This is a genomic window from Nocardiopsis sp. LOL_012 (assembly GCF_048060475.1).
Classification (GTDB): Bacteria; Actinomycetota; Actinomycetes; order Streptosporangiales; family Streptosporangiaceae; genus Nocardiopsis.
Genome location: NZ_JBHMIV010000021.1, coordinates 19,997 through 34,216, shown reverse-complemented (window position 1 = coordinate 34,216; position 14,220 = coordinate 19,997). Strand labels below are relative to the sequence as shown.

10 protein-coding genes are annotated in these 14,220 nt (G+C 71.9%); 4 read left to right on the top strand and 6 right to left on the bottom strand.

What is annotated here, in order from left to right; all coding sequences use genetic code 11:
* Positions 1-44: 44 nt before the first annotated feature.
* Positions 45-2,888, bottom strand: coding sequence for a preprotein translocase subunit SecA (secA, locus tag ACFHWE_RS15025; protein ID WP_416602220.1), 2,844 nt, complete (start codon positions 2,886-2,888; stop codon positions 45-47).
* Between the two features lie 386 nt (positions 2,889-3,274).
* Between secA and ACFHWE_RS15020 the strand changes: the two genes are divergently transcribed.
* On the top strand, positions 3,275-3,829 hold the full coding sequence (locus tag ACFHWE_RS15020) for a hypothetical protein (protein WP_416602218.1): 555 nt from the start codon (positions 3,275-3,277) through the stop codon (positions 3,827-3,829).
* 108 nt (positions 3,830-3,937) lie between these two features.
* Here the strand turns inward: ACFHWE_RS15020 and hpf are convergent, their stop codons facing one another.
* From hpf to mtrA, 5 genes are all read right to left on the bottom strand, one after another.
* Complete coding sequence (gene hpf / locus ACFHWE_RS15015) at positions 3,938-4,609, bottom strand: ribosome hibernation-promoting factor, HPF/YfiA family (RefSeq protein ID WP_416602216.1); 672 nt, start codon at positions 4,607-4,609, stop codon at positions 3,938-3,940.
* Positions 4,610-5,548: 939 nt separating this feature from the next.
* Positions 5,549-6,247: a ComF family protein gene (locus ACFHWE_RS15010; RefSeq protein ID WP_416602214.1), complete on the bottom strand. Its 699-nt coding sequence runs from the start codon at positions 6,245-6,247 to the stop codon at positions 5,549-5,551.
* 70 nt (positions 6,248-6,317) lie between these two features.
* The gene (locus ACFHWE_RS15005; RefSeq protein WP_416602212.1) at positions 6,318-8,183 is read right to left on the bottom strand and encodes an LpqB family beta-propeller domain-containing protein; all 1,866 of its coding nucleotides are present in this window, start codon (positions 8,181-8,183) and stop codon (positions 6,318-6,320) included.
* Positions 8,180-9,916 carry an MtrAB system histidine kinase MtrB gene (gene mtrB / locus ACFHWE_RS15000; RefSeq protein WP_416602210.1) on the bottom strand — a complete coding sequence of 579 codons (1,737 nt, stop codon included), beginning with the start codon at positions 9,914-9,916 and terminating at the stop codon, positions 8,180-8,182. Before mtrB ends, ACFHWE_RS15005 begins: the two co-directional genes overlap by 4 nt.
* A gap of 16 nt (positions 9,917-9,932) precedes the next feature.
* Positions 9,933-10,610 carry an MtrAB system response regulator MtrA gene (gene mtrA / locus ACFHWE_RS14995; RefSeq protein ID WP_028648442.1) on the bottom strand — a complete coding sequence of 226 codons (678 nt, stop codon included), beginning with the start codon at positions 10,608-10,610 and terminating at the stop codon, positions 9,933-9,935.
* A 434-nt stretch (positions 10,611-11,044) separates the two neighbouring features.
* Here mtrA and ACFHWE_RS14990 point away from each other — a divergent pair, with 434 nt between their 5' ends.
* From ACFHWE_RS14990 to ACFHWE_RS14980, 3 genes are read left to right on the top strand one after another with little or no spacing between them, the layout of a single operon-like run.
* Entirely contained in the window at positions 11,045-12,469 is a 1,425-nt protein-coding gene (locus ACFHWE_RS14990; RefSeq protein WP_416602208.1) for a glycerophosphoryl diester phosphodiesterase membrane domain-containing protein, read from the top strand.
* Complete coding sequence (locus ACFHWE_RS14985) at positions 12,466-13,086, top strand: DUF4129 domain-containing protein (RefSeq protein WP_416602207.1); 621 nt, start codon at positions 12,466-12,468, stop codon at positions 13,084-13,086. Before ACFHWE_RS14990 ends, ACFHWE_RS14985 begins: the two co-directional genes overlap by 4 nt.
* The gene (locus ACFHWE_RS14980) at positions 13,083-14,219 is read left to right on the top strand and encodes a DUF4350 domain-containing protein (RefSeq protein ID WP_416602206.1); all 1,137 of its coding nucleotides are present in this window, start codon (positions 13,083-13,085) and stop codon (positions 14,217-14,219) included. The genes ACFHWE_RS14985 and ACFHWE_RS14980 overlap by 4 nt, the downstream gene beginning before the upstream one ends.
* The last annotated feature ends 1 nt before the right edge of the window (position 14,220 follow it).

Sequence of the window (14,220 nt, the reverse complement as noted above, 5' to 3'; positions counted from 1 at the left end):
CTGTGGGCCCCCGAGGGGGCCCACAGGCGTCGCACGGCTGCGGCTCAGGTTGCGGCCGGGGCTCCGTGGCACTTCTTGTACTTCTTGCCCGAGTCACAGGGGCACGGCGCGTTGCGCGGCGTACCGGCGTACTCGTCGGCGGACTCGCTGCGGCGCTCCACCGAGCCGTCCTCGCTCGGGGCACTGTACTGGAGCTCGGCGGGGCGGTCGTCGGAGATGCCCGGGATGACCACGTCCTCCTCGGCCTGGGCCTCCTCGTCGGGAGCATCGGCATCAGCGGCCTCGTCGTCGGTGTCCACCGAGGTGGCCACGGCGGTGGCGCCCCCACTCCCTCCGACGGCCGCGGCGGTCGTGGCGGCTGCGGAGGCGGTGAGGGTGGGCTCCTCCTTCTTGCGGACCTGGACCTCGACGTTGAAGAGGTAGCCGACCGACTCCTCCTTGATCGCCTCCAGCATCTGCTGGAACATGTCGAAGCCCTCGCGCTGGAACTCGATCACCGGGTTGCGCTGCGCCATCGCGCGCAGACCGATGCCCTCCTGGAGGTAGTCCATCTCGTAGAGGTGCTCGCGCCACTTGCGGTCCATCACCTGGAGGATGACCCGGCGCTCGACCTCGCGCATGGCCTCCTCTCCCAGCTCGGACTCGCGGTCCTCGTAGGCGGCCTTGGCGTCCTCCACGACCCGGTCGGCGATGAGCTGGCCGGTGACCGAGGCGAGGTCGCCGTTCTCCTCGATGAACTCGTCCGCGGTGAAGCTGACCGGGTAGATCTGCCGGAACGCCCGCCAGAGCTTGTCGAGGTCCCAGTCGCCGGAGTCGCCGGCGGCGGTCTCCTCCACGACGTAGCCGCGGAGCACCTCCTCCAGCATGTCCAGCACCTGGTCGCGCAGGTCCTGGCCCTCCAGGACCTTGCGGCGCTCGGCGTAGATGACCTTGCGCTGGCGGTTGAGGACCTCGTCGTACTTGAGGACGTTCTTGCGGATCTCGAAGTTCTGCGTCTCGACCTGTCCCTGGGCGGAGGCGATCGCCTTGCTGACCATGCCCGACTCGATCGGCTGGTCGTCGGGGATGTTGAGCTGGTTCATGAACGCCTCCAGCCGGCTGCTGTTGAACAGCCGCAGGAGGTCGTCCTGGAGAGAGAGGTAGAAGCGGGACAGACCCGGGTCGCCCTGGCGGCCGGAGCGGCCGCGCAACTGGTTGTCGATGCGCCGGGACTCGTGCCGCTCGGTGCCCAGCACGTACAGGCCGCCGGCCTCGACGACCTTCTCGTGCTCGGACTCGAACTCGGCCGTGGCCTTCTCCAGGGCCTCCGGCCAGGCCGCCTCGTACTCCTCGGGGGTCTCCAGCGGGCTCAGGCCGCGGGCCTGGAGCTCCTCGTCGGCGAGGAAGTCGGGGTTGCCGCCGAGCATGATGTCGGTACCGCGGCCGGCCATGTTGGTGGCGACGGTGACCGCGCCGAGCTTGCCCGCACGGGCGATGATCGAGGCCTCACGGGCGTGGTTCTTGGCGTTGAGGACCTCGTGCGGGACGCCCTCGCGCTTGAGCATCCGCGACAGCCGCTCGGACTTCTCGACGCTGGTCGTACCGACCAGGACGGGCTGTCCGGCCTCGTGGCGCTCGGCGATGTCCTCGGCCAGGGCCTGGAACTTGGCGTCCTCGTGCTTGTAGACGACGTCCTTGACGTCCTGGCGGATCATCGGCTTGTTGGTGGGCACCTGCACCACACCGACGTCGTAGGTCTGGTTGAACTCCGCCGCCTCGGTCTGGGCGGTACCGGTCATGCCGGATAGCTTCTCGTAGAGGCGGAAGTAGTTCTGGAGTGTGACCTTGGCGAGCGTCTGGTTCTCGTCCTTGATCCTGACGCGCTCCTTGGCCTCGACGGCCTGGTGCATCCCCTCGCCGTAGCGGCGCCCCGCCAGTACGCGGCCGGTGAACTCGTCGACGATGAGGACCTCACCGTCCTTGACGATGTACTCTTTGTCCCGCTTGTACAGCTCCTTGGCCTTGAGGGAGTTGTTGAGGAAGCTGATCAGCGGGGTGTTGACGGCCTCGTAGAGGTTGTCGATGCCCAGCCAGTCCTCGACCTTTCCCACACCGGACTCGGTGATGCCGACGGTGCGCTTCTTCTCGTCGACCTCGTAGTCCTCGTCCCGGCGCAGGCGGGGGGCGATCTTGGCGAACTCGGCGTACCAGCGGGAGTTCTGCTCGGAGGGGCCGCTGATGATGAGCGGCGTGCGCGCCTCGTCGATGAGGATGGAGTCGACCTCGTCGACCAGGGCGAAGTAGTGGCCGCGCTGGACGGTGTCCTTCAGGGACAGCGCCATGTTGTCGCGCAGGTAGTCGAAGCCGAACTCGTTGTTCGTGCCGTAGGTGATGTCGGCCTGGTAGGCCTTGCGGCGCGCCTCGGCGGGCATGTTGGGGCCGACGACGTCGACCTCCAGGCCCAGGAAGTGGTAGATGCGGCCCATGTTCTGGGCGTCGCGGCGGGCGAGGTAGTCGTTGGTGGTGACGACGTGGACGCCCTTGCCGGTGAGCGCGTTGAGGTAGACCGCGAGGGTACCGGTCAGGGTCTTGCCCTCACCGGTCTTCATCTCCGCGATATTGCCGAAGTGCAGCGCGGCGCCGCCCATGATCTGGACGTCGAAGTGGCGCTGGCCGAGGGTGCGCTTGGCCGCCTCCCGCACGGTGGCGAAGGCCTCCGGGAGGAGGTCGTCGAGTGACTCCCCGTCCTCGTGGCGCTCCTTGTACTCCTGGGTGAGTTCGCGCAGCTCCTCGTCGGTCAGCTCGGTGAAGTCCTCCTCCAGGGAGTTGACCTGGTCCTTGAGCTTCGTGAGCCGGCGCAGGAGCTTTCCCTCACCCGCGCGCAGGAGCTTGTTGAGTATCCCTGGCACTTCCTATGCGCTCCTCGCAGATCGCGGTCGGCTCCACACACGTGGAGAGTCACACCCGGGCCCTCGGACCGCTCTCCCGTGACCGGGTGTGGACATCGGGGGTTCCTGGACCCTCGGGGCACCATCCTAGAGGACCGCGGGCCCGCGGCCGATCACAGGAATCGGCCACGGTCCGCTTCGGCGTCCTCACCGAGGGAAATCCTGCTGGCCCGCCCCTTTTCTTTCTCTCCTACGAACGTGTGGACAGGGTTCGGATGTTCCCCGGCATTTCGCATGCGTTTGTGAAACCCGTGGTGCGGTAACGGGTAATGGAACCCTAGAGGCCGTGCCTGTGGCCCCGCATCCGTGGTGCCACCGAACGCCACGCGCGGCCCGGGGGGATCGCCATGGAAGAGAGCCAGGAGAGGAAGGGCGCGGTACCGGGGACGGGCCGTCGCGCCCCGACCCCACGCACCCCGTTCGAGGTGATCGAGCGCGTGCTCCGGCAGGAGCGCGCGGAGCCCGACCCCGCCGCTATGGACAGCGACCCGGGGGCCGGCTGGGAGCGGCACGTGCCGACGAAGGAGGAGTTCGGCGACATCCGCGGCTTCCAGCGGCAGGGGGGCGGCATCGCGCCCACCATGCACCACCGAGGGAGGCCGATGTCGTGGGTCTCGGTGGCGCTGGCCTTCGCCGGGTTCGCCCTCGGGGGGCTTTCGGTGGTTCTGGGGTGGTCACTGTGGCCCCTGGTCCTCGCGGCGGTCCTCATCGGGGCCGCCCTCGTGGTGGCCGTGGTGTTCGACATCCTCGCCGACGTGGTGCTCGACCCGCCCCGAACCGAGGCGGAGGAGCGCCACGACACCCCGCTGCACAGGATCAAGCACAACCTGGCCGCGCGCGGCGGGAGGGCCAAGGCCCCTGAGGGACGGGGGGAGCGGGCCGAGGGGGACGTCCCGGCCTGAGGAACACCGCACCGCGCGAGGGGCCCGCCCGGAGGGGGCCCCTCGTCGGACCCCCGCTTCCGGAGCGGTGGTCCGGAACGAGGATCCACACACGGACGGGAGGCGGGATCAGTCCATGAGGCGGAGGACGCCGTAGTTGAACCCCTTGCGGCGGTAGACGACGCTCGGGGCGTCCTTCACCTCGTCGTGGAACAGGTAGAAGTCGTGCCCCACCAGCTCCATCTCCATCAGCGCCTGGTCGATGCTCATCGGCTTGGCCCGGTGGAACTTCTCCCGCACGACGACGGGGTGGTCCCCCTGGGTGTCGAGTTCGACGAACTCGTCGGAGAACCGTTCGGCCGACGTCGTGGCCGTTCCGGGCTCCTCCGCTCCGCTGCGCTGGGCGGGGGGCGCCTTCTCGGCGAGAGCGGTCCCCACGGGTTCCGTGGGCAGGTTCGCCGTCGCGGCGGCGACGGAGACCGGCGTGTGGTTGCCGCGGTGGACCTTGCGGCGGTCCGCGGCCTTGCGGAGGCGGGCCTCGATCTTGTCGAGGGCCAGATCGAGGGCTCCGAACCGGTCCGCGGCCGCAGCCTCGCTGCGGATGACCGGGCCGTTGGAGTGGATGGTCAGTTCAACCCGCTCGCGGACGTCGGCGAGCTTGGGGTTGCGTTCGGTGGACACCTCCACATCGACGCTCATGCCCTTGCGTTCCCACTTCGAGAGCCGTTCGAGCTTGTCCTCGACGTGCTCCCGGAACCTGTCGTTCACACCGGTGCGTCGACCCTTGACGATGATGTCCATAGGACCCCCTTCATCGCGTGACCGCCTAAAGGCGACGGCCAGGCTGGTTCTGCCCCCTCCCGCCTCGGGGCGGAAGGGTGTCGCACGCATACCCCCCTTCCGCTGCTCTCCCGGTCCCGTGAGGACCACGGTTCGGTTGGATGTGCGTATACCCATGGAAAGCACGGTCCTCACGTACACCGGGGGTGCGAATGGGCCACCTGGTGCACAGGGCGGACGGACGACCGACACGGCCGGAGCGCCCGGACCGCGTACGGGGAGACGGCGGTGGGGTGCTGGGACGGCGCGGCCCCGGCTCGGAGGCGCGCGGGGAGGCAGCGCCCTCCCGGACCGGCGCCCTCCGGGGCCCACCGCAGGGGAAGAGCCCTCGGAGGGCATGCCACCCGCCCGGCCGACCTGGTCTTCGTCCCCACATCCGCCTGCTGAGAGTGTCGCCGCTCTTATCCGCGACTACTGCTCTTCTCCCTGTCATGAGGGACATCCGGACCCTCCGCGGGGCAGGGCTTACCTCTAAGGCGCACCGTGATCGGTCGACGAAAAGTCGCCTTACGTGGGCCGTTTCGCCTGCGCCTGGCATCGGCTTGCCGAAGCGACTCCCCGGTCTCCCCGGGAGTTCGACCGCTCCGACGCAACCACGGACCCGGACGGGTGCCATACCTGTGACCGTAACCTGTCCGGGCGCGTATGTCAGGTGCCACCGCCCCGGCCGCCCCGGCCACAGCCCCCGTGACCCCCTGCGCACAGGGGTTTCTCAACCGTTCGCGGATGTTCGTAAAACCTTCACCGCGAACGGTGCGCGGCCCTGCGGCGGGCCTCCCCAGCCCCCGGAGCACCCCATCCGCCCGCGAACCTCCACAGTGGGCGGCGGGGTTGCCTACACGGTCACCGACCGACCGCGACGCCTCCCCGGCGGACCGCGCACGTGCCCCGCCGTGACCCTCACGGCCGGCCCGGGAGCCGCTCCGCGAGGACCAGGGCACCGGCCACGGGCAGGCCCGCGCACCGCAGCGCACGGGCCGCCTCGGCGACCGTGGCGCCCGTGGTCAGCACGTCGTCCACCACCACGGCGCGGCGCGCCGGTCCGGGACCCGGCCACGGGTCCGCCGCGAAGACGCCCACCCGGTTGGCCAGGCGGTCGGCGCGCCCCAGGCCCACCTGGGGAGGCGCCGCGCGCCGGTACCGCAGGAGGGGGGCCACCGTGCCCGCGCCGCTGGCGTGGGCCAGGCAGGACCGCGCCAGGCGCGCCACGGCGCTCCGCGAGGGCTGCGGAGGACCCCGTCCGGGGACCGGGACCAGCAGGGTGTCCGGCGCGGCCCACCCCGAGGCGGCGTAGGCGGACGCCAGGCGGCGGCCGAGGGGGTCGGCCAGCGCGTCGTCCCCGCCGTTCTTGTGGGCGAGCAGGACGCGGCGGTGGTACCCCGCGTAGGGGCCCGCCGCCCACACGGCGGGGCATCCCGCCCGCGGCACGCACGGGTGCGGCCGCCGGTCCAACAGGGCCAGACAGGGGCCGCAGAGCGGGCCGGGGAAGGCGCCGCAGGCGGCGCAGCGCCGCGGTAGGAGCAGGTCCAGCAGGGGTTCGAGGATCGGGGCGAGGACACGTGCGGCCGTGTACGCGCCCCGGCGGAGGGGGCCGTCCATGACCTCAGGATCGGCTCCGGCAGCGCGGCGCGCCAGCCCCGCCTCCGGGCTGTGGACAACCGCGGTCCCCTCAGCCCGGGTAGGTGGGCAGGACCCCCTCGGCCACGATCTGCCAGTTCAGCCGGTCGCTGATCCACACGTTGCCGTCCTCGGCCCCGGCGATCAGCGGCTGTCCCGGAGCGGCGGCGACGGTCTCCATACCGCCCACCGGCGCCCCCGCGCCCGTGGGCGGTGTGCCCCCGTCCACGGAGACCAGGAAGGCCTGGCTGGTACCGCCCTCACGGCTACCGAGGGCGACCAACTGGTCCGAGGAGCGCCAGGCGAAGTCGGTGACGTCGGCCAGTTCCCCGGCCAGGGGGAGGAAGGCATCCACCGTCACCTGGCCGTCGCCGTCCACGACCACGCGCCCCACCTCCAGCGAGCGGCGGCCGTCCAGTTCGGTCAGGGCGGCGATCCGCGTCCCGTCCCTGGAGACGGCGGCGTCGATCACCGAACGGTCCTCCAGTTCGGAGAGGTCGACCCCGACCACCTCGTCGCCGCCGCGCAGCATCCACAGGGCCGTCCCGCCTGGGGCGGGCACGTCCTCGTCGGCGCCCTCGACCACGTCGGTGCCCCCGTCCTCGCCGGGCTCCTCCGGTTCCGTCCCCTCCTCCAGCTCCTCGACCACCCACAGGTTGTCGTCCACGTCCCAGGACAGGCTGGTGAAGACCCCGTCGGAGAGCACCTCCACCGCGTCGGCCCCGGCCTCGACCTCGCTGGTCACGACCGAGTCCCCGCCCGCGGTGACGCCCGCGACGGTGTCCTCGGCCAGGGACACGGCGAAGCGCTCCAGCCGGATGTCACCCGCGCCCAGCGGTCCGGGGACCGGTTGGGCGGTGTCGAAGGTGTCGGCGGTCGGCTGGGGCGTCGACCAGATCTGCCCCTCCTGCATGTAGTAGGCGCCGACCTCGGGGTCCGTCCCGCCGGGGGCGACCCCGGACCAGTGGTCGCTGCCGGGGCGGGGCCGGTAGGCGCTCTCCCCCTCGGCCCGGGGGTAGGCGATCTCCTCGCCGTTGAGCACGACGGTGAACTCCTGGATCTCGGGCAGTTGGCGCAGGGTCCAGGCGATCTGGGCGCCCACCCCGAACTCCTCGATCTCGGGCACCCCGCCGATACGGACGCGCGCGCTCTCCTCGTCCACGTTCAGGGTGAGGGAGGCGCCCTCGGGCAGGGTCGTGGTCACCGCGGGCTCCGACCAGGCGGTGGGGCCCTCGAAGAGCTGCCGCAGGAGGCGTTCGGCGAGGTTGTCGTTGCTGACGGGCAGGTAGACGGGGTCGGGGACGAGCGTGGTCAGCTCGCGGTTGTAGTAGTAGAGGTTGAACGACCGGTGGGTGCGCTCCACGTCGAGCCGGCTGAGGATGAGCTGCTCGGGCAGGCTCCGCACGCGCCACTCCCCCTCAGGGTCGCCGCCCTCCCGGGCGAGGCCGAAGGAGACGTCCAGGAGCGTGCCCTGGTCGCTCGGCAGGTACCTGCCGCTCTCGTCGATGGTGGCCACCAGCCGGGTGCGCATCCGCACGGTGGCGGTGAGCCCGTCTGCCGCGACCTCGGGTTCGAGGCTCACCGTTCCCGGGTCCCCGAACACCTGGACCGTGCCGTCGGGGGTCCACTCCTCGCCTGTGTCCTCCAGCATGTAGCTGCGGGCCGCCTCGTAGTTCTCCTCGAAGCTGCCCATGTCGCGGAGGAAGCCGTCGACCAGGGCCTCGGGGCCCACCCCGGGCTGCGGGCCCGCCGGGAGGAGCCGCACGTATCCGTCGTAGGGGTCGGCGGGCGACCCGCCGCCGTCGCCTGGGACGACCGGCCCGGTGACGGGCACGGTCGCGCAGGAGGCCAGGAGCACGCAGGACAGCGCGGCCGCGGCGGCGGCGCGCACGAGGGGGAACCGATGCGGACCGTTCACAGCGTGCTCTCCTCGCCTTGGTCGGGGCCCCGGTCGGCCGGGGAGGGGCGGTCGGGTCCCTTGGCGGCCGGGACGGCCCTGCCGAGCCCGATCTCCGGGGGCACCAGCGGGAGCGGGGATCCGCGCAGCTCGGCGCCGGAGGTGCGCGGCAGCGACAGGCGGAACTGGGACCCCTCTCCAGGGCGGCCCCAGGCCTGGAGCCAGCCGCCGTGCAACTGGGCGTCCTCCTTGGCGATGGACAGGCCCAGCCCGGTGCCGCCGGTGGTGCGCACGCGCGAGGAGTCGGCCCGCCAGAAGCGGTCGAAGCACAGGTGCTCCTCCCCCTCCTTGAGCCCCACGCCGAAGTCGCGGACGGCCACGGCCACGGCGTCGCGGTCGCCCGCCGCGGTGACCACCACGTCCTTGCCCTCGCTGTGCTCGATGGCGTTGACGACGAGGTTGCGCAGGACGCGGTTGATCCGGCGCGCGTCGAACTCGGCGACGCAGGGTTCGGCGGGCAGGCGCAGGACGACCTTGATCCCCCTCCGCTCGGCGATCTGCTCGGCGTCGCCCACGGCCTTCATCACGGTGTCGCGGATGTCCACCGACTCGGCGCCGAGCGTGGCGGCGCCGGCGTCGTGGCGGCTGATCTCCAGCAGGTCGCCCAGGAGCTCCTCGAACCGCATCACCTGGCTCTGGAGCAGTTCGATGGACCGCCCCTGTGTGGCGTCGAACGACTCCCGGTCGTCGAAGAGCACGTCGCTGGCCATTTTGATGGTGGTCAGGGGGGTGCGCAGTTCGTGGGAAACGTCGGAGACGAACTGGCGCTGGAGCTTGGACAGCTCCTCCAGCTCCTGGATCTTCTCCTGGAGGTTGCCCGCCATGTCGTTGAAGGACACGGCCAGTCGCGCGAGTTCGTCCTCGCCGCGTACGGCCATGCGCTCGGCGAGGTCTCCGGCGGCCAGCCGCTCGGCGGAGTGCGCGGCGGAGCGGACCGGGCTGACCACCTGCCGGGTGACGACGTAGGCGATCAGGCCGAGGAGCACCACGAGGAGGACGCCGACGAGGCCGACTGTGCCCTGGACGAGTCCGAGGATCTCCTGCTCGTGCTGGAGCGGGAAGATGTAGTACAGCTCGTAGGCGTAGGTCATCTGGGCGCCGACCACGAGCGCCGGTTCGGCGGATCCGTCCTGGTCGATGCTGGTGTAGGTGTGGTACTGCTGCTCGGTGCGCTCGGAGCGGCCGACCTGTTCGGTGAGGCGCTCGGGGATGCTCTCGCGGTCCCCGGTGGCGTATCCGCTCTCGTCGCCCACCGACGGCAGGATGACGACGCCGTACAGGCCGGTGTCGCCGCTGCGGCTGGTCAGCTCGCTGGTGATGTTGTACAGGAGCCGGTCGCGGTCGCCCGCCTCGTTGCCCTGGAGTTCGGCGATCGCGTAGTCGAGCCCGGCCCTGTGGTCGTTGACCGCCGTGGCGATCTTGGCGTCCAGCAGGCCGCCGCGCACCTGGGAGACCAGGACGTAGCCCAGTCCCAGCATGACCACCAGCGACAGCACCAGCGTCGTCGAGATCACCCGCAGGTGCAGCGACCGGCGCCAGTTGGCCTGGACCACGCGCACCAGGGCGCGCGCGGCCCGCTGGGAGAGCAGGTAGACCCGGGTCAGGCCACTGCTCTGGTCCGTCCCGCCGTCGGCGGGCGCCGACGGCGTGCGGACGAGCCGGGCCCGGTCGTCCTCGGAAGCGGCTGGCGTCATGTGCGGCGGGCCCCGATCAGGCGGTGCCGGCCTTGTACCCGACACCGCGGACGGTCACGACGACCTCGGGGTGTTCGGGGTCCTTCTCGATCTTGGCGCGCAGGCGCTGCACGTGGACGTTGACCAGGCGGGTGTCGGCCGCGTGGCGGTAGCCCCAGACCTGTTCCAGCAGCACCTCGCGGGTGAACACCTGGCGCGGCTTGCGGGCCAGGGCGACCAGGAGGTCGAACTCCAGCGGGGTGAGGCTGATCTGCGCGCCGTCGCGGCGCACGGCGTGCCCGGCGACGTCGATGGTGATGTCCCCGATCTGGAGGACCTCGGGCGCGGGCTCCTCGGTACGGCGCAGCCGCACGCGGATGCGGGCCACGAGTTCCTTGGGCTTGAAGGGCTTGACGATGTAGTCGTCCGCGCCGGACTCCAGTCCCAGGACGACGTCGATCGTGTCGCTCTTGGCGGTGAGCATGACGATCGGGACGCCGGACTCGGCACGGATCTGGCGGCACACGTCGATCCCGTCGGCGCCCGGGAGCATGAGGTCCAGGAGCACGAGATCGGGCTTGGTCTCCCGGAACATCTCCAGGGCCTTGTCCCCGTCGTGGACGAACGAGGGCTCGAAGCCCTCTCCGCGCAGGACGATGCCCAGCATCTCGGCGAGAGCGAGGTCATCGTCGACAACCAGTACTCGTCCCTTCATAGGTGGTACGGCGCCGACCGTCCGGTGGACGGACCACACAGCGCCTACTCCTCTCTCCTGGAACAGTCAAGCGTCGGATGCGGGCGGTGCCCGTGGCCCCCATGCGGTGGAAGGCCGCGTTCGTCCCCCAACTCTGCCAGTTCCGGCCGGTGTTGGGAGAATGGTCGATCGTATTCGGTTGCCCGTTCGGTCCCTTTCCGGATGCGGCTGCTCTCGGCGCTCCACCTGTGCTGAGCTGCGCCGGAGGCCTCACCTTGTGGACCGGTGGGTAACAGAAAGCATACAAAAGGAATGAAGTGCATCGGTTGTGCTTCGATCTGCTCCTACCCGACCGAACCCCGGTACCACCGGCCGGTAGGTTGGTGGCCGAGTACACGCATCAAGCGGGGTTTCGGACACCGAAAGTGACCGTCACCCCACGGAAGGTGGGGAAGATGAGCCAGGAGGACGACCGCCGGGGCACGCCGGGCGGCACCCCGGACGGCCCTGAGGCCCAGCCGTCCTCCGGTTCCGGCGGCCCGGAGCAGGCGGGCGGCGGCTGGGCGGCCCCCGGGCAGGAGGCGGGCACGCCCCCGGACAGACCGGACTTCGCACCCCCGCAGGCCCCTCAGGCCCCGGCGGGCCCCCCGCCCGGTCAAGTGCCCCCGGGTCCCGGGCCGCAGGCCTACGGGCCCCCACCGGGTTACGGGCCCCCGCCCGGCTACGGGCCCCCGCCCGGCTACGGGCCGCAGGCCCAGGGGGCGCCCGGGTACGCGCCTCCCGGATACGGGCCGCCACCCGGTTACGGACCCCCGCCCGGCCCCCAGGCCCACGGCCACCCCGGGTACGGGCCGACCCGGGCCCTCAAACCGGGCGTCGTCGCCCTGCGGCCGATGAACCTCGGCGACCTGCTCAACGGCGCGTTCACGCTCATCCGGCACAACCCGAAGACCACCGTCGGCCTCTCCGCCGTCATCATGGCGGTCGCGAGCATCGTCACCGCGATCGGCTTCGGCGGCTACATGGCCGACTACGGCGTGTTCATGGACCAGATCGCGAACGACCCGTACTCGGTCGGCCCCGACGACCCCTTCCCGTTCTCCGTCTGGTCCCTGCTGGCCACCTACGGCGGCGCCCTCCTCTCCCAGGCCGGTGTCGTGGTGGCGACCGGCCTGCTCACCGCCGTGATCGGGATGGCGGTACTGGGACACAAGCTCAGCCCCGGGCAGGCGTGGGCGGCGGTGCGCGACCGGATGGGGGCCGTCATCGGCCTGGCCGCCGTCCAGTTGGTCATCTACTTCGCGCTGAGCTTCGTCATCATGCTGCTGCTGATCGGCGGTTTCGCCCTCGGCATCGCGCTCATCGCCGAGGGGGGCGCATCCGGGGCCGGTGCCCTGGTGATGGTCGGCGGAGTGATCGGGGCACTCGCCGGCGCCTGCGCGGCCGTGTGGATCGGCATCCGCATCTTCTTCGCCATGCCGGCCGTCATCCTCGAACGCGTCGGCGTGTTCGCCTCCCTGGCCCGCTCCTGGCAACTGACCCAGGGCAGTTGGTGGCGCCTCTTCGGGATCGTCCTGTTGACCATGGTCCTCATCCAGCTCGTCGTCGGCATCCTCTCCACACCCTTCGGCTTCGCCGCCGGGATCATGGTGGCCGTCTGGCCCACCGCGCCCTGGGTGGCCGTCGCCTCCGGTGCGGCCATGTACGTCGGCTCGGTGCTCGCCAGCGCCATCTCCACCCCCTTCACCGCCGGTGTGACGACCCTGCTCTACATCGACCTGCGCATGCGCCGCGAGGGCCTGGACCTGAAGCTGCACACCGCCGCGCAGGCCGGACACGACGTGGGCCCGGAGATCTACCTTCCGGAGCCGCGGACGTGATCCACTCGGCCGCGGAGGTGACGCGGGAGGAGGGCCGGCGGCGTGCGCTGGAGGAACTGTCCGACCCGCTGTACGGGGAACGGGTGCCCACGCTGCTGGACCGGTTCATGGAGTGGCTGCGCGAACTCCTGAACGGGGTGGTCGGCTCCGGCGTCTTCGGCGGCTGGGCCGTCCTGGGGCCCGTCCTGGCGGTCCTCGCCGTGCTGCTCGTCTGGCTGATCGTCTACCTGCGGCCGTCGGCGAGCCGGCGGCGGGGCGCGGTCGTGCACGAGGAGGACGCCCGCTCCGTGGCCGACCACCGCGCCGCCGCCGAGGCGTGCGAGCGCGCCGGGGACTTCGCGGGCGCCGTCACCGAGCGGATGCGCGCCATCAGCGTCTCCCTGGAGGAACGGGCGGTCATCACCCCCCGCGCGGGCCGCACGGCCACCGAACTGGCCGACGAGGCCTCCGCCGTGCTGCCGCACCAGCGCGGAGGCCTGGCGGAGGGCGCACGGCTGTTCAACGACGTGGCCTACGGCGACCGCCCCGCCACCGCCGACGCCGCCCGGACCCTGCGCGAGCTGGACGCGGCCCTGGAGGCCGCCCGGCCCGTGCCCGCCGGTGAGGGGGTCGCGTGAGCGCACCCGCAAGCGACGCCGCCCGCGTGTGGCGGGCGATCCGGGGCCCGCTCGTCCTGGTGGCCAGCCTCGTGACGGTGGGGGTTCTGCTCTCCCTCGGCTCGGAGACCTTCCCCGAAGGCCACCTGGAGCCGGAGAGCCCCGCCCCGGAGGGCACACGCGCCCTGGTCACCCTGCTGCGTGAGGAGGGTGACGTGGCGGTCGTCCGCTCCTCCGAGGCGGCGGCGGAGGCCGTGTCCGGAGCCGGTGACGCGGTCCTGTTCGTCTCCCTCGACCACCGCCTCCTGCCCGAGGAGCTGGACGATCTGGCCGGACTCGGCGTCGACACCGTGCTCGTCCGGCCCACCCTGGCCTCCCTAGAGGCGTTCGCCCCCGGGACCGACGTCACCGGCCGGACCGAGGACGGCGACCCCCTCTCCCCCTCGTGCGGCCTGCCCGCTGCCACCACCGCGGAGGACGCCTCCCTGGGCGGCGAGCTCTACACAGCACCCGCGGGCTCGGTGTCCTGCTACCCCTCGGCCACCGGCGACGCCCTGGTCCGGGTGGAGCGCGGGGAGGCCGCCACCACGGTGCTGGGCACCGGCCACCCCCTGACCAACGCCGCGCTCGGCGCCCGCGGCAACGCCGCGCTGGCGCTCAACCTGCTGGCCGCGGACCAGGTCGTGTGGCTGCGACCCGACCCGCCCCGGGAGGCGGGCCAGACCTCCCTGTGGGAGCTGATCCCGGAAGGGGTCCGCTGGAGTCCGCTCGCGCTGCTCGCCGCGCTCGCCCTCCTGGCACTGTGGCGGGGCCGCCGCATGGGCGCCCTCGTCCCCGAGTCGCTGCCCGTGGTGGTGCGCGCCTCGGAGACCACCGAGGGGCGGGCCAGGCTGTACCGGTCCCGGCGCGCCCGGGACCGCACGGCCGCGGCCCTGCGCACCGGCTTCCTCGAACGGAGCGTGCCAGGACTCGGACTCGCCCCGGACTCCTCCCCCGAGGCCGTGGTGGCGGCCGTGGCCGCACGCACCGGCGACCGGCCCGAACGGCTGCGGCCCCTGCTCTACGGGGCCGCACCGGACCCGCACGCGGCTAACGACGCGGCCCTGGTCGCCCTGGCGGACGCACTGGACGAACGCTCCGAGAAACTCCGGTAGA